This window comes from Methylomonas koyamae (assembly GCF_006483455.1).
In the GTDB taxonomy this organism is placed as follows: domain Bacteria; phylum Pseudomonadota; class Gammaproteobacteria; order Methylococcales; family Methylomonadaceae; genus Methylomonas; species Methylomonas koyamae_B.
Genome location: NZ_PPPU01000036.1, coordinates 73,190 through 95,298 on the forward strand (window position 1 = coordinate 73,190; position 22,109 = coordinate 95,298).

A 22,109-nucleotide genomic window follows, 5' to 3' on the forward strand; every position below is an offset into this window, starting at 1 on the left:
AACTGACGCGATTCCGGGTGCTAGTCTTCCACCCATCTGAAGCGCAGCGCAGCGCTGGTCAGAAACAGCAGTGTCATTGCCGACAGCGTCAATAACGCCGGTGCAATATCGCTTAATCCGGCACCGTCTATCATCACGGCCCGCGCGGCTTGCAGCATGTGGGTCAGCGGAAAAATCAGCGTCAGGTTCTGCAACAGCGCCGGCGCGCCTTCCAGCGAAAACCAGACCCCGGACAGCAAAATCATCGGCAAGGTCAGCAGGTTCAGGATGCCCAAGGCCAATTCTTCGCTGCTGGTCCTACTCGCCATCAACAAGCCGAGGCTGATCAGGGTTACCGAACCGAGTACCGCAATCAGCACCAACAGCGCAAAAGCGCCCTGAACTAAAAAATCGAACAAGGCGTGCATCGCCACAAATTGCAGCACGATCGCCAGCATCAACATCGCCAACCGACTGACGACTTGCGCCGACAGGAATTCGAAGGCGTTGACCGGTGAGGCTTTCAAGCGTTTAAGCACGCCGTTTTTACGGTATCTGACGATGGTAAAACCGACGCCGAACAAACTGCTGTGCATGATATTAATGGCTAGAATGCCGGGCAAAACCCAGTCGAGGTAGCGCACCTGCCGCCCGGACACCACTTGCTTTTTCCAGGTCGTAGCTTGATCGCCGGCCAATAGGATTTTCTCCAGCAGATAGCCTTGTGCGGCACTGTCGTTGATCCAGTAACCGTCTTCCGAGCCACCCTGCACCACCATGTCCAACTGATGATGCTGCAGTTTGGCTAGCGCCTTATCCAGCTCGGGGTAGTGGATAAATTGCAAATATTGGGTGGTCTTGAATGCGGCGATCTGCGGACTCGCCTCGCCGACCACGCCCACTTTGAACAGCGCGGTCTCCTTGTCGTCGAATATCGCCGCGATGCCGACGATCAACACCACCGGAAACACGAAATTCCAGACCCAGGTGGCTTTGTCGCGGATCAATTCGATATTGCGGGCTGTTAGCAATGCCAAAAAATGCTTCATCTCAACTTCTCAATGAGTGGCCGGTTAATTTAAGAAACAGGTTTTCCAGATTCGGCGTGGCGACCGTCAAGCCTGCCAACGGCACATTCAGCCGAGTCAGTTGGGCGATCGCCGCTTCCACATTGGCGGTGACGAACTCCACCGTTTCGGCGCCGGCACTCACCGCGAACGGCAAGCCTGGAAGCTCCGCCAGCCCGCTGGCCCGCGGCAGGCGGATCAGCACGCCGTCGAAATGCTCCTGCAACAGGTTCTCCGGTGTGTCCTGGACGATGACCCGGCCTTGATCCATGATCGCGATTTCGTCGCAAAGCTGCTCGGCTTCCTCCATGTAATGCGTGGTCAACACAATGGTCTTGCCGCGCTGTTTGATGTCCCGAATCAAGCTCCAGAAGTTGTGGCGCGATTGCGGGTCCAGACCGGTAGTCGGTTCGTCCAGAAACAAAATGTCCGGATCGTTGATTAAGGCGATGCCCAGCAACAAGCGTTGCCGCTGGCCGCCGGACAGCTTGCGGGAATCGCGGTTGATATAGTCCCCTAAGGCGCAGGCCTCGATAATGTCGTCGAGCGGCAGACTACGCGGGTAAAGCTTCTGAAACAGTTGCAAGCATTCCTTCACCGTCAAGGTTTCCGGCAAGGCGGTATGTTGAAACTGAATCCCGATGTGCTGGCTGTAGCCTCTATCGATCGGTTTGCCGCGAAACAGGATGTCGCCTTTGCTCGGCTTGAGTATGCCTTCCAGCATTTCCAACGTGGAGGTTTTGCCGGCGCCGTTCGGTCCCAGCAAGCCGAAGCACGTCCCGGCTTGCAGCTCGAAACTGACCCCGGCAACCGCCGTCGTTTCGCCATAGTGTTTCTCCAAGCCTCTGACGCTCAGCAGACTACTAGTCTGGTCCGGCTCGGCCAGCGGCGGCGCGGCGAGCGTTAACGGTTGAGCGGCCGGCTCGGGACTCAGCGCTCGCAACCAAGCCGCGCAATACGGCTGCTTGACCACCGTGAAATGCTCACCCTTGGCCTTGATGACATTGACGGCTTGAAAATAATCGTTCCACTCGTTGGCCGCCAACCAACCTTTACTGCCTTCCGCGATCACCAGCGTCACCCGATACGGCAACTTGGCGGTGTAACGGTAACGGGCGGTAATCGACGCCTCGGTCACTTGCCAGATTTTCAGAAAATGCCCGGCGTCCAGATTCGGAAGGATGTCCGCCAATAATGACGCAAAGCAGTCTTTCCACTCCGCATAGGGCTTGGTTTTTAAAATTTCGGCAATCGCGCCGCGATGGGGCTCGGGCGAAATACCGGCGTTAGTCAGCATGAAGTTGCAGAATGCCTTGACCGAGGCCTGGTCCACGCTGCTTTGCCGCAGCAACAAACCGCTATCGATCAACACCACTTCGCCGATTTCGTAAGCCGAATCTTGCAACTGGCGCAACATTTCGTAGACCACGGTGCCGCCGTAACTGTGCGCGTACAAATTGATCCGGCCTTGCGGCCAGACGCGTTCGATCTGGGCGATATTGTGCGCGGCCATGTCCTCGACCGTGGTCGCCGGCGGCTCGTCGCTATAGCCTTTCATTTGCAAGCCGTAAACCGGCCCTTCCCGCTTCAGGCACTCCGCCAGTTCGAAATAGCCGTCGCTCAAGCCGGGCATGCCCGGCACGATAAACGTCGGAATCCCCGAGCGCAGATTGAGCAAATACGCTGAATTGGTCAGTTTTTCCAGCGGGCGCTCTAGATAATCGGTCAACGCTTTTATCGTCGGATATTTGAAAATATCGGCGAGATTCAGCGAGCTGTCGGGGAGAATGGCATTGATGCGACTAATCAGTTGCACGGTCAGCAAGGAGTGGCCGCCCAATTCAAAAAAATTGTCGTTCACGCCGACCCGCTCGATGTTCAACAGCGCCCGCCAAATTTCGGCCAGTTGTTGTTCCAGTTGGCCGCGTGGCGGGCTGAAATCCCCGCGCCCGGCCAGCCAACTCTCGGCTTGCTGTGCCAGTGCCTTACGGTCGATTTTGCCGCCCGGCGTCATCGGCAGGGTATCGAGTGCCAGCACCGCCAGCGGCACCATGTAGTCGGGCAAGGTTTGGCGCAGAAAAGCCTTCATGACTTCTTGCTCGGGCGGTTGGCCGGCGTGGGTATAAAACGCCAACAATTGTTTGTTGCCTTGGCGTTCGCTGACGATGACGACGGCCAAGCGAACCGCCGGATGCTCGGCCAACGCGCTTTCAACTTCGCCCAATTCCACCCGAAACCCGCGAATCTTGACCTGATGGTCGCGGCGGCCGATAAAGGCCAGATTGCCGTCGTCCAGCCAGCGCACCAGATCGCCGGTTTTATACAGTTTGTCGGCCCCAAACGGGTTGGCAATGAATTTTTCGGCGGTCAATTCGGGCTGATTCAGATAGCCGCGAGCGACGCCGGCACCGGCGATGTGCAGTTCGCCCGGCACGCCGATCGGCACCGGTTTGAGTGCGCTGTCCAGCACATAGACCTGGGTGTTGGCCAGCGGCTTGCCGAGCGGTATCGCTTGGTCGGGATCGTGGGCCGGGTCTATCGGGTGCAGCAACGAAATGACGGTGGTTTCGGTCGGGCCGTAGGTGTTGATCACCGCGATGTTGGGGTTGCGTTGCCGCCAGGCCCGATACTTTTGCGCTTCGGCTTTTTCGCCGCCGATCACCACCCGGCTCAGCGCGGTGTGGCTGAAGTCTTGCTCCACCAGCGTATGCCAATAGGCGGTGGGCAGGTTGATCAGACTGACTCGGTGGCGTTGCAGCAGGCTTTTTAAGTAAGCCACATCGGTGAAACGCTCGCCGTCCATCATCACCACCGCGCCGCCGCTGAGCAGGGTCGGAAACACTTCCTCGACGAAGATATCGAAGCTGATCGTCGAAAACTGCAACACCCGGTCGCGCTCGTTGAGACGGTAGGCGGCGATGACGGCCAGGTTGTGATTGACCACGTTGCGGTGTTCGACCATCACCCCTTTGGGCTGACCGGTGGAACCGGAGGTATAGATCACATAGGCCAGATGCTCGGGAGCCGCGCTGGGACGCGGTTGCCCGGTGCTTTGGGCGATCAACGGGCAGTCGCTATCCAGCGCCACGGTCTGAATCGCCGGACCGGTACCGATTTCACGCAAGCCTTCGACCAGGCCGGCTTCGGTCAGCAGCAGTTGGGCGCCGCTGTCCAACAGCAAGACTTTGCTACGTTCGGCGGGGGTATTGGCGTCCAGTGGCAGATAGGCGCCGCCGGCCTTGAGGATGCCCAGCAAGCCGACCAGCATCAGCGGCGAACGGCGCAAACACACCGCCACGAGGGTATCGGCCTGGACGCCTAACTTTTGCAGATAAACGGCCAGCCGGTCACTTTGCTCGTGCAGTTCTCGGTAGCTGAGCGAACTCTCCTCGCCGATCACCGCCACCTGTTCCGGGGTTTTCAAGGCTTGGCGGACGAACAGGTCGTGAAGGCAGGCGTCGGAAACCTGATTGGCGGTCGAGCGGCCCCAGTCGTCCAGTATCTTGCGCTGCTCGTCCGCATCCAGCAAATCGAGTTCCGCGAGCATGCCGTTCGGCGACTCGACCAGGTAGCGCATGATGCTGGTCAGATGCTCCGCCATCCGCTGCACCGTCTGCGGCCGATACAGATCGGCGGCGTATTCGATCCCGATCAGCGCATGCTCGTCTTCGAATTCGTTATAGGTGAAGGTCAACTCGAACTTCGCTTCATTGATCTCGAAATCGAACAAGGGCTCCAGGCGGCAATTGCCGAACGGTAAGCCGCTGAGCCGAAGCGGGGTGTAGTTGATCAGGACTTGAAACAAGGGGCTGCGGCTTAAATCGCGCTCCGGTTGCAGCAAATCGAAAATCTTCTCGATCGGCACCTGCTGGTTTTCCTGGCCTTCGACAATCACGGTGTGAACCTGCTCGAGCAAGGCGTTCACCGTCAAACCGGTTTGTTCCGGCGGGTTAATCCGCATCACCACGGTATTGACGAAAAAACCGACCACAGCTTCGATTTCGCGCTGATTGCGGTTGGCCACCGGCATGCCCAAGCAAATGTCGTGTTGGCCGCTGTATTTTTTTAACAGCAGATAGACCGCGGCCATAAACAAGGTGAACGGAGTGGTTTTGCGCGTTCTGGCCGCTTGTTTAACCAATTTGCCCTGCTCCGAACTCAACTCGAACTGGAGGTAAGCGCCGCGCCCGCTGGCGCTGGCCGGACGCGCAAAATCCAACGGCATCTCAAGATTCTGGTAACCGGATAACTGGCGTTGCCAGTAAGCCAGTTCGCGCGTCAGTTTGGCATCCGTGTGGGTTTCCCGCTCCCAACCGGCATACTGGGCGTAATCGACCGGCAAGGTCGGCAACGCGGGCGGTTTACCTTCGACAAACGCGGCGTAGGCTGCCGCCAGATCGTTCAATAACACCCGCATCGACCAGCCGTCGGTCACGATGTGGTGCAAGCACAAGGCCAGGATGTGGGTTTCCGTCGCCAGGCGCAGCAGCATCGCCCTGAATAGTGCGGAAGTCTCCAGATTGAATGGCTGCTCGATAAAGCTTTGCAGCCGTTGTTTTTGTTCGCGACGTTGCAGTTCGCCGCTAAACCGGCTGAGATCGTGTTGCTCGATAGCGACTGCCGCCGCCGGCCGGATTCGTTGTAACGGCGTGTTGTCCAGCACCGAAAAATTGGTGCGCAAGGCTTCGTGCCGGGCGTAAATAAAATCCAGCGCCTTGGCCAACGCGCCGATATCCAGCGGCCCTTCGATCTTGCCCAAACCCGGCACATGGTATTGGCCGCCGAAACCCAGCCGATCCAGAAACCACAAGCGCTCCTGCGAAAACGACTGACAGGCGATCTTGTCGCCGGCCAGATAGCTGAGAACCCCGGCCTTCTCCGCCTTTAGCGCGGACTTCACCGCGTCGGTCAGCAGGCCGGCGCCGGCTTCGACGCACAAATCTCCGGCCGGCGATCCGGTCAAGCGCGCGCCGTTAGCGATCAACTCGCTCAACATGGACTTGCTGCCGCGAATTGGATGAATCCCAGGCTGCGATCAGAAACCGAATCGCACCACCGATGCCGTATGCCGTTAAACAACGAATGCCTCCAGATGTTTCAGATAGTTAGCCAACGAATCTTCGGCCGGGGCGCAGCCGCTGTTCGCAATCGCCACGGCCAGTTGTTGAATGTCCGCCGCCTCGAACAAAGTACTCAGCGCCAGTTCGACACCCAACGCCGCCTTGGCCCGCAACACGATTTGGATCGCCAGCAAGGAATGGCCGCCCAACGCGAAAAAATTGTCCTGAATCCCGATCCGGCCGATACCCAATACATCCTGCCAAATGTCGGCCAAAGTGGCCTCGATGGCGTTGCTCGGCGCGACGTAACCCGCCTCTGCCGAGCGCTCGACCGGCAGCGCCAGCAACGCTTTGCGATCGACCTTGCCGTTATCGGTCAACGGCATTTGCGCCAACGCCACCCAGGCGGCAGGCACCATGTAATCGGGCAAGCGCTGGCGCAAATACGCGATCAATTCCGCCGTCTCGAGCGCTATCCCGGCCTGGAAATAGGCAACCAACTGCTTGCCCCCGGCAAATTCCCGGGCAACGACGACGGCGTGGCGAATGTTCGGATGCAACAGCAAGGCCTGTTCGATTTCGCCGAGCTCGACTCGAAAGCCGCGAATCTTCACTTGCTGGTCTTGCCGGCCGATGAACAGCAACTGGCCGTCGTCGCGCCAGCGTACCAAGTCGCCGGTCTTGTACAGCCGACCCGGACCGAAGGGGTTGGCGATGAATTTCTCGGCGGTCAGCTCCGGCTGGTGCAGGTAGCCGCGGGCAACACCGGCGCCGGCAATGTGCAATTCGCCGGGTACGCCGATCGGGACCGGTTGCAGGTCGCTGTCCAGGACGTAGACTTGGGTGTTGGCCAGCGGCCGACCCAGCGGGATCGGCTGGTCGGCGGCGACGGCCGCTTCGATGGGGTACAGCGTGGCGATGACGGTGGTTTCGGTCGGGCCGTAGCTGTTGATGACCCGGATATTCGGGTTGCGTTGCCGCCAGACCCGATACTTTTGCGCTTCGGCTTTTTCGCCGCCGATCACCACCCGGCTTAGCGCGGTGTCGCTGAAGTCTTGCTCCACCAGCGTATGCCAGTAGGCGGTGGGCAGGTTGATCAGGCTGACCCGCTGCCGCTGTACCAGGGTTTTCAGGTAGCCGGCGTCGGTAAAGCGTTCGCCGTCCATCATCACCACCGCGCCGCCGCTGAGCAGGGTCGGAAACACTTCTTCGACGAAGATATCGAAGCTGATCGTCGAAAATTGCAGCACCCGATCGCTGCCGCTGAGTTGGTAGGCGGCGATGACGGCCAGGTTGTGATTGACGACGTTGCGGTGCTCGACCATGACGCCTTTGGGCCGGCCGCTGGAACCGGAGGTGTAGATGACATAGGCCAGATGCTCGGGACGCGCCAATTGCCGCGGCGGCTCGTCGATTTGGGCGATCCGCGGCCAGTCCCGGTCCACGGCAACCCGCAGCAGGTCCAGGCCCTGGGTTATCTCGTCGGCACCCGGCTCCAGCGCCGCTTCGGTCAATATCAGTTTGGCGCCGCTGTCCGCCAGCAGCAGTTTGCCGCGTTCGGTTGGGGTGTTGGCGTCCAGCGGCAGATAGGCGCCGCCGGCCTTGAGGATACCCAGCAAGCCGACCAGCATCAGCGGCGAACGGCGCAGACACACCGCCACCAGGGTATCGGCCTGGACGCCAAGCTGTTGCAGATAAACGGCCAGCCGGTCGCTTTGCTGGTGCAGTTCCCGGTAGCTGAGCGAACTCTCCTCGCCGATCACCGCCACCTGTTCCGGGGTTTTCAACGCCTGGCGGACGAATAGCTGGTGCAGGCAGACGGCGGGAACCGCGACCGTCTGCGTCGCATTGAACCCGGTCAACAGACGTTGCTTTTCGGCCGCCGGCAGGATTTCGATGGCGCTGACGGCTTGATCCGGATTGGCAACCACACCGGAAATTAACTGTTTGAAACAGGCCAAATGCCGGACAACGCTGGCATCGTCGAACAAGCTGCGCTTGTACTTGATGTTGATTTGCAGGCTGTGCCTGAAATCGTAAATTTCGAGCGTGTAATTGTCCTCGGTTTGCTGAAACACCTCGTACAAAGTCTCGACGCCCTGCAGCGCGTCGGCGTTATGTAACAGCTCGTCGAAAAAATTCTGGTAGGTGTAGGACACCGGAAACGGGTTTTCCTGGGGATTGGCCAAATGCAAGCCCAAGTCCGACAACAGCCTGGGAAACGGATAGTGCGCATGGTCCAGGCACTCGAAAAACCGGCGCCGGGCTTGCTGCATCAACTGATTGAAGGAAGCTGCCGGCTGCACTTGGCACGGTACGACCATGACGTTGATGTAACAACCGATACTGTGTTCGTAGGCCGATTTGGGCCGCCCGCGTACCGGCGTCGTCACCGCCGGCGCCGCGTGCCGGGTCAGCTTGTATAAAAAGACTTGAAACAGCGCCAGGAACAACACCGCCAAGCTGGTTTTACCACGCGTCGCCAAGCGCTTCAGGGCTGCCAGCTCGGCACCGTCCAGCCTGAACTTTTGACAACCGATACCGGCGGCCGACAAACTGGCTTGCGGCAAATAATCGTAAGGCAGATTCAAGGTCGCCGCTCGATCGGCCAATAATTCACGCCACCAGCGTGCGTCTGCCGCCCCGTCAGCGCCGGCCAGATAGCGCCGTTCCCAATCGACAAAATCCAGAAACGCCAGATCGGGAGCGCGGCAAACCAAGGTCGCACCGGCCCGTAAGGCGTGATATTTCTGCCAGAACGCGGCGATAAACAAGGCCCCGGAGGTGCCGTCGAACACAATGTGGTGAATGACGAAATAGACGTAAGTCCCGGCCTCGGCCGCATCGATCGCATACAGCCTGACCGGCGCGTCCTTGGACAAATCGAAAGGCTGCCGCAACAATTCCCACAAGCAGGCGTCCAGCACCGCCGCCGATTCCAGTCGCATTTCGTGACAGTTGATACATGCTGCGACCGGCCGAATCCGCTGCACGCAAGCGCCGGTCTCGGCGTCGACCTCGAGCGCCACGGTAAGCATGGGGTACTCGGCCAGCATCGCCGCAAGCGCTTGCTGCAATAAGACGGCATCGACGTTGCCTGAGACTTTGAACGTCAACGGCACGTTAAACGCGATCGACTCCGGCGCCAGTTGATTGACGTACCACAGACCCTTTTGCACCTCCGACAACGGACCGCAGATAGCCGCATCGGCCAAACCCGGCGTCTCCCCGCTTGAGCCGGTGCTGCCGGCCGGCGTTTTTTGCTGCAGTTTCAGCGCCAACAGCGCAAAAAACCCGGCAAAGTCGTCGACACCCAGCACCTGGCTGAATTTGATGTCCAACCCCAGCGACTCGTTCAAACGGCCGACGAACTGCACCACGTCGATGGAATCGAAACCGTAATCGATCAGGGAAAGCGACAAGTCGAGCGAGCCCAGCTCCAGCTTAAAAATGTCTTGAACCAACTCGGCTAGCACCGCGGCGCTGGATGGATCGAGCCCCAACTCCGCCAAGGGCCGATCGGAGGCCCGCGCTGCGCGCTGGGCGATGCCGCTGGCGGCAACCGCGGCGTCGGCCCGGTATTCCTCCAGAACGACATGGGCGTTTACCCCGCCGATGGCATAGCTGTTCAGGGCCGCGCGTTTCGGCTGATCGGAACTCGGCCAAGGCCGGCCCTGGCGTTGCAGAATCAACGCATGCCCGGCGGCCAAATCGCTATTCACCGCATCGAGACCGGCGATACCGGGCAACAGAGCGTGCTCGAAAGCTTTTAACACTTTGATAATCGACGCCATCCCGGAAGCGGCTTCCGGGTGGCCGATGCTGGGCTTTACGCTGCTGACGTGCCAGCGTTTGCCGGAATCGGCGCTGGCTTGCCGGTAGCTTTGGTCGACAGCGCCCAATTCCAACGCATCGGCCATCGGATTGCCGATACCGTGCGCCTCGACGTAATCGATCGAGTCGGCGCTGCAGCCGGCATTGGCGAGGCTCAATCGAATCGCTTCCTTAAGCCCTTGCGGATTCGGCGCCTCGAACGAATAGCCGCGGCCGCCGTGGTAAACCGCCGATCCTTTGACCACGCCCAAAATGCGGTTGCCATCCTGCTCGGCATCGGCCAAGGGTTTCAGGATCAACACGCCGCCGCCTTCGCTACGCAGATAACCGTTGGCGGTAGCGCCGAAACTTTTGGTCTGGTTGTCGCGGCTGAGAATATCGCGGTAAAGTCCCTGTCGCGCCGCCTGAGCGAATTCGTCCGCAGCAATCAGGTTGACGCCGCCGACAATTGCCTGCCGGCATTCCCCGGCCCGCAAACTTTGCACCGCCCGGTGCAAGGCCAGGTAGACACTGATGCAAAAGGAATTGACCGTCTCGCTCGGCCCTTTCAGGTTCAGCCGAAACGAAATTTTGTTGGCAAGCGGAATCCGATACGCCACGTCCGCCGTCGGCGCCGTTTCCCGGCAGCCGATGAAAACCGCGGTCGGAGTGTTCGCCAATCCCGCAAGGTCGAGCCGATACTCCAGCAAAGCGTCCGCGATACATCGATACAGCAATTGCTCCTGCCGCGGCAAGGCTGCATACTCGGCTTCCGAGATCGGCAATGCCTCCGGCGCGTGCCGCTTGCCAAGGTCGATTCGGCCATAGGCAAGTTCCGGCGCTTCCGAACGGCCCGAGACCTGCAACGGCACCCCGGACACCACCTTTTGCCATAACGCAGCGGCATTTTCGGCTTCCGGGAAAATCCCGGCCATGCCGACCACGGCAATCGCCATGGCGGCTTGCGCCGGCTGCGGTCGCGCCACCAATGCCGCCGGCACAGTCACAGGCCGGCAGTCCGTAGCCACCGCCGCCAAGTCCAACACCTCCGCAAGCAAATAATCCGCAAGCAAGTCCAAACGCGGATAATCGAACAGCACGGTCGACCGCAACGCGCAGTGCAAGCGCTGTTCCAGTTCCACTTTAAAGTCGACCGCCTGCATGGAGTCGGCGCCGAGTTCGCCGAAGTTCCGGTCGTCGGCGACATCGTCGGGATCGTCCAATTCCAAAAACTCGACCAGCAAACCGCGGATAAAATCGATCAAGATGCGTCGGCGCAAATCCGGCTGCGCTTGGGCAAGCCGGTCTAACACGCTGAATGCTTCATGCGTTTCGCAGTAGGCGTCCGCAAACTGTATATCCGTCCCCATTGTGGTCTGAATAGAGTCAAAAACTATGGATAGTTGGCGCAAAATCGATGTGCGGAATCGACGTTCCGTCAAGCATCCGGGCGTAACACCGCCAACGTTACCTCGCCTTTGGATTTGCCAAGCTTGTCGTCGTGAAAATGGCAGAACGTCTTCAAAAACGTGCAGCGAGAGGTTTTCTTCACCAAACTAATGCCGAAGGTTCCGTAAAACCGTTTGGCATTAATAAAGCTTTGATAGCTGGAATTTAAATTCGCAATTAGAAAGTTGGACAACTGCTTCTCGAAAAAAGAATCCGGCTCGTATTCGTTTAACTCCGGAATTAATCCGTGCTTGATGCAATATCCCAAATGAACATAAGCGATTTGGTTGTAACAAATATTGTATTCGACGGCGTTAAAATGTCCGGTATCGTCGATATAGCAGGATTCCGGAATCGAAAACTCGCCGTTCATCAACATACCTTGTAATCCCAGCCCTTCTTGCTGCTGAAAATAAGCCTTCTTCAGATATTGGCAGTGCTGCCGATACGGCGACAATACCTGATTGACGAAGGAACCTTCGATATCGGTTAACGTCAGCGCGTCGCATTCCGCTAATTCAGTGATTGCACTCATGAGTTTATTCCTACATAAAAAGGTAAGTCGTCGTAAATACCGATGCGATAGCTCTTGCTTTGCTCGCCCGGTTTTACCGAAGAGGCTTTATGCACCAGCGGCCGGTTATCCCAGATAATCAAATCGCCTTCCTCCCAATAATGCGTATGAATATGTTCCGGCTGCTCGGCGAAGTCGAATAAGGCCTGCATTACCTTTTGATTTTCTTCGTAAGTTAAACCGGCCAATTTGGTGGTAAAACCGCTACTGATATAGAGAATCTTTTCGCCTGTGACCGGATGCTGTATCACCGCCGGATGAATAACCGGCGGTACTTCGTTATGGATCCGGTCGAGTAACTCGGCCAACGACTTGTCGATATCCGACGCTTGAACTTTGTAACGCAGTTTGCCTTCGTGAACGGCGCTTGCCGTTTCGACATAGGCTTTTAATTCGGCCGGCAATTTTGCGTATACCGCGGCCATGTCGATATAAGACGTTTCCCGGGCGGATTTCGGGAATACCAAGGGATAGACCGACGTGAAAGACAGCGGGTGGGGTTCGAACGCGCAATCGGTGTGCCAGTAGCGCCCGGTGCCCGCCACGCCAAGCTTTTTGCCGTCCGCCTCAATCACGTTGGACGAGACGAAGATCTCGGCATGGTCGGGATGATGGTACTGCGGCTGAAAATACACTTGCGGCCGACCCAGTTTGCGGGTGAACGCCACATAACGTTCCGCCGTCAATTCTTGACCGCGCAACACCACCAGTTTGTTTTTATAAATCAACTGCCTTATCAGCGCTAACTCCGGCGCATGGTCAGACAATTCGTTAACATCCAATCCAATAATTTCGGCGCCGATATTACCGGGCCTTGCTTCTTTAATTTCCAGGCCTGAAGTTTCAGTAGTCATTCGCTTATTCCAATTTCAATAATTTCGCCAAAAGTAAACAGTATTACCGGCAAGATATTCTCGAACGTCAATTGCCGATACCAACGTAAAAAGGCAAATCGTCGTAAATACCAACCCGATACATTTTGCTGGTCTCGCCCGGCTTAACCCCCGAGGCCTTATGAATCACCGAACGGTTATCCCAAATGATTAAATCGCCCTCTTCCCAATAATGGGTATGCACGTGCTCCGGACGCTCGATAAAATCGAATAATGCCTTCAGCGCCATTTGATTTTCTTCATGGTCCAGTCCGGCGATTTTTATCGTAAAACCGCTACTGATATACAACGAGAATTCGCCGGTTACCGGATGTTGAATGACGGCCGGATGTTCGACCGGAGGCACTTCGGCATTGATGCGCTCGAGTAACTCCGCCAGCGATTTATCGATATCGCTGGCCTGAACCTTATACCTGAGTTGGCCGGCGTGAATATAGGTTTTGGCGTCGACATATTGCTTTAATTGCGCCGGTAGATTTTTCAACACCTGCACCATATCGATGTACGAAGTTTCCCGCGACATTTTCGGAAATACCAAGGGATAAACCGAGGTAAACGACAAAGGATGTTTTTCGAAAGCACAATCGGTATGCCAATATTTTCCGGTACCGGACACGCCGATTTTGTTGCCGTTTTGATCCGGCACGTTGGACGAAACAAAAATTTCGGGGTAATTCGGATGGTGGTACTGCGGTTGGAAATAAACCTGCGGCCGACCCAGTTTACGGGCGAATGCCACATACCTGGCTTCGTCCAGTTCCTGGTTACGCAACACGACCAGTTTATTGCGGTAGATCAGACTGCGAATCATCCCGAGTTCAGGCGCTTCGGCGGACAAGGCGTTTATGTCCAGGCCGCGGATTTCGGCACCGATTTTGCCGGGTTTAGACTCGATCACTTCGATTTCGATGGTTTCAACGCTCATTCAGGCACTCCTATAAGCTCCAGTGATGGTGGTGGGTTGGTACTCCCGGCAGGTGTCGACTGGCGCACGACGCTACCGATTTGGCCCTGCAATCCAAGTCGGCCGCCAATAGCGGGCGCGGCCTAATTGACTTGCCGGGATTGTGCGGTCCAATAAGGCGTCCTCAATTCCCGCTTCAATATTTTTCCGCTTGGATTCCGAGGCAGCTTTTCCAGAAAGTCGATCGATTTCGGCGCCTTGAAGTCGGCAATGCGCTGGCGGGTAAAATTGATCAATTCTCGCGGCTTGATCGTCCAACCCGGTCGCAACACCACAAACGCCTTAACGACTTCGCCCCAACGTTCGTCCGGGACGCCGATAACCGCCGCCTCGGCGACGCCGTCGTGCTCGCATAGCGCAGCTTCGATTTCGGCCGGATAGATGTTCTCGCCGCCGTAAATGATCATGTCCTTGAGCCGATCGCAGATAAACAAATAGCCCTGGTCGTCGAGATAACCGGCATCGCCGGTGCGGACCCAACCGTCGACGGACAGACATTCCCGCGTTGCCGCCGGATTGTTCCAATATCCGACCATATTGGCCGGCGACTTGATGCAGATCTCGCCTATCGCCAGCGGCGGCAGACAACGGCCTTCGGTGTCGATCACCCGCAGTTCCACCCCCGGCAAAGCCCGGCCGGCAGATTCCAAACGCTTGGGGTTTGCCGGCTCATGGTCCTCGGGGCGTAAGCAGACCGCCATATTGCCGGTTTCGGTCATGCCGTAGATTTGGAAAAAGCCGCAACCGAACCGCGCCATCGCCTTTTTCAGCAAGGCCGGCGCGATCGGCGAACCGCCGTAGAGAAAGCCCTTTACCGACGACAAATCCGTGTTATCGCAGGTCGGTTCCGCCAGCGTGGTCTGAATCATGGCCGGCACCATCGGCACTTTGCTGATCCGGTGGCGCTCGATCAATTCCAACACTTTCCAGGCCACAAAGGTGTCGATGACAATGCCTTGCGCGCCGGCAATGAATCCCTGTATCGCCCACCAGATCCCGCCCATATGGAATTGCGGCAACGATATCAACAGCCGGTCTTCCGGATTCAGATCCATCCAAAGGTCGCCTCGTTCGCGCATGCCCCGCATCAGCCTGAAGAACGCATGATTCGGCAACTGCACCCCTTTCGGATGGCCGGTGGTACCGCTGGTATACATTTGCACCACCACATCTTCCGGACGAGGCTGCAAAGCCGGCGGCGTTGGCGGAAACCGGTCCCGCCAACCCTGAAAGCTTGGGTATTCGCCCAGTTCCGCGTCTAACACGACAATTGTGCGCAGCCGCGGCAGTGCGTGTTTTGCCGCGGCAACACGTTCGAGAAAATCTTTAGCCACAAACACTATTTCGACTTCGCCGTTTTGCAGGATATAAACGCTTTCCGCCGCGGACAGGCGCCAGTTAATCCCGATCAGCACCGCCCGCGCCTTGGCGCAGCCAAATAAAATTTGATAGCTGTCGATACTGTCCTTGGCCAAAACCGCAACCCGAGCTTGCGGCATAATCCCCTCGGCGACTAATCCGGCAGCAACTTGATTGGCATGCCGGTCGAACTGGCTAAACGTCGAACGACAGTCTTCGAATACGAAAGCGGTCGCATCGCCACGCTGTTGCGCTTGCCAAGCCGAGATTCCGGCCAGAGTTTCCGGGGCTGATAACGTCATTGTGCTTGCTAGAGATAAGTATGATGCTTTTACATAAAGCAACTAGAATGCCACCCGGAATTTCTGTAGCAGCATAAATCGGCACATAAAACTCAATATATTGATTTAATTAAATTTATTTAATTAAAAACCGACTAAGGTCACCGGGCTTGAACCGGCAAATCGGCCCCGCTCAGCGGCGTAACCGGCCGCCAACATATCTAGCAAGAAAAATGGGTGTTTTGGCGTAATTTTTTTGAGTCAAATCACATAGCTCAAAAACCGCGCTCGTTTTCAGCCAGCCCGAGCATCGAAGCGGACGATAAAACCTTTCCGCATCGCAATTGGAGAGCAACCTTTCCTGGCTGTTGCCGAAATATCGGAATCCGATCTCAGGGAATTTTTCGCCAAGCCGGCTGCCCGGCATCTATGGCCAACACTGCAGCTTGGCGATCGGGAGGAGGATCAGGCTGATGAAATGAAGATTGGTGCCCGCCGCGCGGGAGCGGCTTGAATCAGCCACGACCAGGAAGCGGAATTGGTTCGGAATTTGGTTTAGTTGAAACTCAAATTGGCTTGAGCCAGGGCGCCGGCAGCCAGATACCCTTAATAATTCGGATCGTCGGCATCGGCCTGGCCTTGCTCCCGTGATTCCAACCCGCCACTACTTCAAGCAGGGTAACTGCCCAGTCAGCCTTGACTTCAATTAAAAGCGCCGCTTGCGCTGCCTCCTTCCGTTTTAACGCTTGCCATGTACTCCTGATAAATTTTGAGCGCTTGTTCGTCCAATGGAAAACTCGAAAGGGCCTGTTGAGCGGCGGCTTGGACTTTTAGGTCTTCGCTCGGGTTTTGGAGTACGGCTAACAAGGAATCGCGGACATTTTCGTAACTAAAGCTGCCGTTACCCAGCGCCGATACCGCCAAGCTGCGCACGCCGGTATCGGAATCCCGCGCGGCTTTGGTAAAAATTTCCAGCGTGGACTGGTCTTTGCCGGTCCATTGAGTCAGAACCTGTAAGCTATTGCGGCGCACTTCGGGATCGGCACTGGCGGCCAGCGGCGAAACCGCTCGAATCACGTCCTGATGCTCGGTGCGGGTGGAGACGCCTTGCCGATTTAAACTGGAAATCGCCGCGCTGGCCAGCCGGGGATCGCTATCGGCAACCTTGTGCAGCATGTCTATGACTTGCGAGCGAAGTTTAGGATCGTTGCCGGCCGCGCCACCGATCAACTGCAAGGCATTCAAGCGTTGCTCGTCGTTGCCGTCGCGCAGGAGTTGCGAAGCCGCGTCTTTAAGCTCCGGCATCACTTCTACGCCGCCGGACATGGCCAATATTTCGCTCAAGGTGTTGCCTAAATCTGTGCCGCTGGCATGCAGGAATTGGGAGATGACTTGGTTGCGCGCAGCCGGATCGCTTTGTAAATGCGCGATGAGTTGCTGGAATTCCGGGCTATTGCGCAAAGCGTCCATATCCGGATTTTGCGCCAGTTTGGCGTCCAAAGCCCCCAATAATTCATGCGTGTCCCGAGGGGCTGCTTCAGTCTCAGCCATGGGTAAAGCCTGAGTCCGAGAAACAGCGGCGCCACGGTTTACAGCCTGTTCTGAAAGGCGAATGCCGGAGGCCGATGCTGCCAGCCGTGAAGTTTTGCCCGATTGCTCGCTTTTGCGGTTGGCGGCAAGCGGGCGCGGCGTCGTGGGCTGAGAGGCGCTTTGATTGGCGAGACTCGCTGCGTCTGAGAAATCAATTCCGCGAACGCAATACCCGGCACCGAATGCCGCCATCAGGAGAGACAGAGATAAAATTTTGGAATTAGGCATAATTCTTAAAGACTCCCGCGAAGCTTCGCAAACGAACGGTATCTCGCCGAAGCAGGCGTGCTGCGTCCATTGCCGCCTGCTCCAAGCCACTAAAAACGTCTATCAAGCAAGTACTGCGGTACGGCGTTTAAAACCCAGCCAGCCCGCCAAGGCACTTCCGAATAACCACACGGCTGCCGGCACCGGCACCGGTGCCGTTTCCGCGCCGAGATTCATCGTAATATGCCCCAGCACTTTTTCGGTGATATCTCCAGGTTCGGCACCGAATCTAAAAAAATTACTCCATTGAGACGCGCCCCATTTGTAATCCGCGCTTAAGGTCGTAAAGCCAGTTGTCGGATCGACGCCGAACACCGGGTTGATTAGTTCAAATATGCTTCCAGGCGCCACGCCGCCACTGCTACCGATGTACCATTTGTATTCCTGAGTCATCCGATCTTGTTGCAGGCGGATATCCAGGCTGGCAAACCACAGCGAAGCGCCCGGTGCGATAAAATCGCTGTGCAGGCGCAGTGAGCCGCCCAGGCCGATTGTTAAAGGCGTTTCCTCGCCCGGATAGGGATTATAACTGCTGGGTACCCAACCGGATTTTTCAGGCCACCAGACCCCTGCTCGCAAATCATCGACTTGCATGGTAAAGCCGCCTGGCGGTTGATCCAGAGGCACCCAATCATCTTGATTGTAGATACGCCATTGCGCCACGGCTTCCGGATCGGCTGTGCCATTGGCTATACGCGCCTCCGAGGCAAGCTCCGAACGCTTAATGGCGGTAGGCGAGTTATGATCCAAAAATAGCTGCGGATATAAAAAACGATTGCCCTTGGTATCCGACGTCGGTCCTTCAGACCCCTCTATGGGGATACCATGGATATTGGTTCGAGACCACCTCGGCATCATGGTGGCCCAGGCTTGGCGGTCATAGGTCAAACGCGCTTCCCCGCCTATAAACCCTGGAGGGAAATAAGTGGGTTCGAATACTGTTGAGGAGAAAACTTGCGTGGATAGTAGCAGCGAATTTATCAAAACTAATAATGCGTTTTTTTTAACGGATTTTGTTGATGGCATAGTCAATTTTCCTTTTAAACTAAGATGGACAAAAAGGGTGCAATGAATTTAAAGCTAATTAAAAATTATTGAAAATAAATCAGGCTTGGCTAGCTGCAGGTATGGTGGATTTTTGCAGGTGGTGGGTGAGTTTGCGAACCCCCAACATTTGCAGCTTCGAATTATTGGGCTTCACTCGCGGTAACCTCAAACTACCGCGCTTTAAAACTGAAACCACCCGAGATGTTTTGCTAATTCACTCAAGTGGTTTCAATTTATCGATCAACCGCAGTCTATGTAAAACTGAATCAATAGACTTTTAGTTGTAGGTATATGTCACAGAGATTCTACCGACTAAAGCAAGTGCCTCTGAACCAGTAGGGGTTGCGCCTGCTGAAGTTTTATAGGCATTGGGAACAAGCCCTGTTAATACACCTGTACCTGTTGGCGTGGTAAGGCCGGTGCCGGGACCCATCATTAGCGCATTATCCGTTGAATTTAGGCCGGAAGTGATCCACCAAGTGCCTGTGCCGCCATCGGGTGCAGCGCATGGAGCACTGTTTGGCGTCCCCCGGTAGCATCGTCCCCAATCGGTGGTGTTGGCAGACGAAGGGTTGGCCCAGTTATCAACGGCATCGGCAAAACGAAGGTTGGCTTTCAGGGTGACGGTTTTAGTTGCCGCGGTATGAACATAGTTAACTTCAGTAAGCTTGAGGAAACTCAGCCCATTATGATCATCCCATAGCTCCCAGTCTGTACCTACTTTGGTAAGCCTGAGTTTACCCATTCTTAAAGATAGGGTTGGATTTTGAAATGAGCTGCGAAATTTGAACACCCCAGCCAATCCAATATTACCTGTTCCCGTAACGCCGCTGTAGTTTGAAACGGTATTACCAACTTTAAACGTCGAAGTGTAGTTAGGCGTCGCCGAGGTTGCGCATACCACGGGCAGGCTATAAGGGCCGTAATAGTCGGTTCCTGCCGCATCGCCGTTTGCACCAGGCGCGTTAGTGGTAGGGACGGTATTGGACGGGACCGTGCTTGAATAATTCCATGTGGTGGGTGAAGGTGTTGCGCCGGTTCTTTCTTCGATAAAGGCATTCAGATAGATGTAGCGGTTGCCATAAGTTGACCATGCGCCTGTGCCGGTATCGCTGTTTGAAGGGACTGGAGAAATGACTGAACCAGCAGGTATGCGTTTAGTAGAATCCCCTTGCATTGAAGCTAAAACACCCTTGTTCAAGGTAACGGATGCCGATCCACCGCAAACCGCACTTGCATCGAAAGCCAACAGAGCGCTAGACAATCCGGTTAAGGTAAAAAGTCCGGCTTTAATCATTTTTAGATTGACGTTTTTCATTAATTTTTCCTGATAAATGGATTAACTATTTAGGTTTGCTCATAAACTACCGAGGACGACAAACCCATTGCAGGATTGGCGGTTAATATCGCGCATACCATTACTGCGCCTACTTTGGGTACAAAACTCTTGATCAGTATCAAGCTCCAGATTAGTTTTATACCTGCATTTTCTATCCCTGAACCGCTGATCCTGTTTTAACAAATGCAAATCTTTTGCGTAATTTTGTTCATAATTCTGATGGATACTTTGAGTTTTCAGGGGGCGGTGCCTGCTCGTCGGCCACATTGGCACCCACTGAAATTAACGTGACGGAAATCGCGCTCAGCGCAAACAGGCTTAAATGCTTTTTGTTGCGGATATTCATTTTTTCTCCTTTGTTTTGACTGAAAACTTTAATTTCCAAATCAAACATAAATTGGCGATTATTAATTTGGCCGCCAAGCGATTAAAGAACTCTAACACTCCCACTGACTCCATCGGAGTCGGCGCGAAGTTTCCACCGAGATTTACAGAGTTTCAATGAGGCAAATTGTCGCACCACAAACCAACTCGGCAACACTATCCATACTGTGTTAAATAACTATTTTAAATACCGCACTTTTGGCCGATTTTACGGCATATGCCGCAATTACTATAAATAGGAAAAATTTCTATTTGAAAATATTTTTTACCGCCAACAGGTGCCGAAACGAACTAACACTCAAGCAAATTCCATAGAAGACGCATCGAGACCATCTTATCAGCCATAAGACGCCATAATTTTCGGAATATCGTCAAAACGCATCATCCGAACAGCTCATCTTAAAAGCTAATATATATTATTTAATTATTTATTTTTAATACCTAAAGTAAACGGCGATTTACCTTGGTAAAAATCTATATCTCAGACAATATTTACGAACCTACAAAAATAGCCACAGCAGGCAGATAATCACTTAGCAACCGACCAGACAGCTTAAATATTTAGTTTTATCCGTTAGTGCCAGCGCCGCCGGCATTATTCAACCCACTATTTACCTTGCCGCTGTGTAAATATAGAAACTCCGCATATCACCGAAAAACTGCTTTTTCCGATGGCGAGGAGGATCAGGCGGATGAAATGAAGCTCGGTGCCCGCCGCGGGGGAGCGGCTTGAATCAGCCACGGCCGGTAAGCGGAATTGGTGCGGAATATCGTTTAGTTGAAACCCAAATTGGTTTGAGGCGGCTGATAGGACTCGCTTGCCATATACTGCTGAATGGCGGCTTGCGCTTGCTCATCCAACGCAAAACGCGCCAACGCCCGTTGCGCAACCGCTTTTATTGCCGGCTCTTCATCCGGGTTATGCAAGGTGTCGAGCAAAGGTTGGCGCACGCTGTCGTAACTAAATTCGCCGTTGCCAAACGCAGAAAGCACCCAGGTTCGCACCTGAGGATCGGGATCGTTAGCGCCTTGGGCCAAAGTTTGCATGGCATCCGGGTCTTGGGCTCCCCACTTGGCGATTACCTGGAAACCGTTCAAGCGCACTCGCGAATCGTCATGCCCGACGAACGGCGTCACCTCCTTGATGATCGCCTGCCGCTCGACCTCCGAGGCTCCACCTTGCCGCACCAAGTTGTCCATCGCCGCCACCGCCACCTCCGGATCGCCGCCATCACGTTTCAGCGCCTCCAGCAACGCCGCGCGGGTTTGCGGCGTGTAACTGGGGGTCGAACCCAGCAGTTGCAAGGCGTCAGCCCGCTGTTCGCTGTTACCGTGTTTCAGCAGCCATTCGGCCGAACTTTTCAACGTCCCCATGCCAACGCCCGCGCCGGATGTCGCCACAGCCAGCACCAAGGTTTTACCGAGCGGCGTGCCGCTGGTTTTCATGATCCGCGCCAATACGGCTTGCCGCGCTGCGGGGTCGGATTGCAGTTTTGCCATCAACAATTGATAACTTTCGCTGTTTAATAGCTCGTCGTGACTAAGGCCCTGTCCGGCCAGATCGTCGAGGACCAACAATATTTCCCCGACGGCCTGGGGTAGAGGATTTTCCGCCAAAGCATCCTCATCCTCGGCAACTTCTGCGAATCCCGGCTCCGGCTGGTCAGCCGCCCAACCCGGCAGCACCACGGAATCGACGGACCGGCTGACGCGAGATGCCGGCCCGGCGGAAGCCCTACCGCCGACTCTAAGCGACTGGGCCGTCTCGCCGCCGCCGAAAAAATAGATCATCAAACAAGCCAGCAGAAACGCGGGGATCACAATCGCGCGGGTTAGCTGCATATACGATGTCTCCTTGTCATTCGATTTTCGCGAGTTGTAGATTCAACAAACCGTTGAGCCGAGAATGCTGCCCAGAACCTAGGAACCGGGCTAAACACCATGATGCGCGGTTGCAAAGCAACATTAACCCCTCTCGAATCGCCGCAATCCGCCGACGCCAAGCAGTGCGCCGCCGAACAGCCAGACCGCGCCCGGCAGCGG

12 protein-coding genes are annotated in these 22,109 nt (G+C 55.7%); all 12 read right to left on the bottom strand.

All coding sequences use genetic code 11. The features are described 5' to 3' along the window. Positions 1–20: 20 nt before the first annotated feature. The 12 genes from C2U68_RS17515 to C2U68_RS17565 all read right to left on the bottom strand — a co-directional run bounded on the left by C2U68_RS17515 (position 21) and on the right by C2U68_RS17565 (position 21,908). The gene (locus C2U68_RS17515) at positions 21–1,028 is read right to left on the bottom strand and encodes an ABC transporter permease (RefSeq protein ID WP_140913757.1); all 1,008 of its coding nucleotides are present in this window, start codon (positions 1,026–1,028) and stop codon (positions 21–23) included. Position 1,029: 1 nt separating this feature from the next. Beyond that, positions 1,030–6,042 carry a non-ribosomal peptide synthetase gene (locus C2U68_RS17520; RefSeq protein WP_140913758.1) on the bottom strand — a complete coding sequence of 1,671 codons (5,013 nt, stop codon included), beginning with the start codon at positions 6,040–6,042 and terminating at the stop codon, positions 1,030–1,032. A gap of 75 nt (positions 6,043–6,117) precedes the next feature. Beyond that, complete coding sequence (locus tag C2U68_RS17525) at positions 6,118–11,232, bottom strand: non-ribosomal peptide synthetase (RefSeq protein WP_186289655.1); 5,115 nt, start codon at positions 11,230–11,232, stop codon at positions 6,118–6,120. Positions 11,233–11,357: 125 nt separating this feature from the next. Further along, a complete protein-coding gene (locus C2U68_RS17530) occupies positions 11,358–11,903 on the bottom strand; it encodes an FcoT family thioesterase (RefSeq protein ID WP_140913760.1) in 546 nt (181 codons plus the stop codon). Then, positions 11,900–12,796 carry a TauD/TfdA dioxygenase family protein gene (locus C2U68_RS17535; RefSeq protein ID WP_140913761.1) on the bottom strand — a complete coding sequence of 299 codons (897 nt, stop codon included), beginning with the start codon at positions 12,794–12,796 and terminating at the stop codon, positions 11,900–11,902. The genes C2U68_RS17530 and C2U68_RS17535 overlap by 4 nt, the downstream gene beginning before the upstream one ends. Positions 12,797–12,863: 67 nt before the next feature. Then, entirely contained in the window at positions 12,864–13,760 is an 897-nt protein-coding gene (locus C2U68_RS17540) for a TauD/TfdA dioxygenase family protein (RefSeq protein WP_140913762.1), read from the bottom strand. Positions 13,761–13,882: 122 nt separating this feature from the next. After that, positions 13,883–15,460, bottom strand: coding sequence for a long-chain-fatty-acid--CoA ligase (locus C2U68_RS17545; RefSeq protein ID WP_140913763.1), 1,578 nt, complete (start codon positions 15,458–15,460; stop codon positions 13,883–13,885). 681 nt (positions 15,461–16,141) lie between these two features. Continuing rightward, complete coding sequence (locus C2U68_RS17550) at positions 16,142–16,990, bottom strand: HEAT repeat domain-containing protein (protein ID WP_186289656.1); 849 nt, start codon at positions 16,988–16,990, stop codon at positions 16,142–16,144. Positions 16,991–17,359: 369 nt separating this feature from the next. Then, positions 17,360–18,322, bottom strand: coding sequence for a hypothetical protein (locus C2U68_RS21305; RefSeq protein WP_186289657.1), 963 nt, complete (start codon positions 18,320–18,322; stop codon positions 17,360–17,362). Between the two features lie 298 nt (positions 18,323–18,620). Then, positions 18,621–19,661 carry a hypothetical protein gene (locus tag C2U68_RS17560; RefSeq protein WP_140913765.1) on the bottom strand — a complete coding sequence of 347 codons (1,041 nt, stop codon included), beginning with the start codon at positions 19,659–19,661 and terminating at the stop codon, positions 18,621–18,623. 229 nt (positions 19,662–19,890) lie between these two features. Next, on the bottom strand, positions 19,891–20,028 hold the full coding sequence (locus tag C2U68_RS21310; RefSeq protein ID WP_186289658.1) for a hypothetical protein: 138 nt from the start codon (positions 20,026–20,028) through the stop codon (positions 19,891–19,893). Positions 20,029–20,840: 812 nt separating this feature from the next. Further along, entirely contained in the window at positions 20,841–21,908 is a 1,068-nt protein-coding gene (locus tag C2U68_RS17565; protein ID WP_140913766.1) for a HEAT repeat domain-containing protein, read from the bottom strand. Positions 21,909–22,109: the final 201 nt, after the last annotated feature.

Bases quoted from the DNA above. Each gene is read 5' to 3' on its own strand.
- C2U68_RS21310 (WP_186289658.1), bottom strand. From the start codon at position 20,028: ATGAATATCCGCAACAAAAAGCATTTAAGCCTGTTTGCGCTGAGCGCG.
- C2U68_RS17550 (WP_186289656.1), bottom strand. From the start codon at position 16,990: ATGGCTGAGACTGAAGCAGCCCCTCGGGACACGCATGAATTATTGGGG.
- C2U68_RS17565 (WP_140913766.1), bottom strand. From the start codon at position 21,908: ATGCAGCTAACCCGCGCGATTGTGATCCCCGCGTTTCTGCTGGCTTGT.
- C2U68_RS17515 (WP_140913757.1), bottom strand. From the start codon at position 1,028: ATGAAGCATTTTTTGGCATTGCTAACAGCCCGCAATATCGAATTGATC.
- C2U68_RS17540 (WP_140913762.1), bottom strand. From the start codon at position 13,760: ATGAGCGTTGAAACCATCGAAATCGAAGTGATCGAGTCTAAACCCGGC.
- C2U68_RS21305 (WP_186289657.1), bottom strand. From the start codon at position 18,322: ATGCCATCAACAAAATCCGTTAAAAAAAACGCATTATTAGTTTTGATA.
- C2U68_RS17535 (WP_140913761.1), bottom strand. From the start codon at position 12,796: ATGACTACTGAAACTTCAGGCCTGGAAATTAAAGAAGCAAGGCCCGGT.
- C2U68_RS17530 (WP_140913760.1), bottom strand. From the start codon at position 11,903: ATGAGTGCAATCACTGAATTAGCGGAATGCGACGCGCTGACGTTAACC.
- C2U68_RS17560 (WP_140913765.1), bottom strand. From the start codon at position 19,661: ATGAAAAACGTCAATCTAAAAATGATTAAAGCCGGACTTTTTACCTTA.
- C2U68_RS17520 (WP_140913758.1), bottom strand. From the start codon at position 6,042: ATGTTGAGCGAGTTGATCGCTAACGGCGCGCGCTTGACCGGATCGCCG.
- C2U68_RS17545 (WP_140913763.1), bottom strand. From the start codon at position 15,460: ATGACGTTATCAGCCCCGGAAACTCTGGCCGGAATCTCGGCTTGGCAA.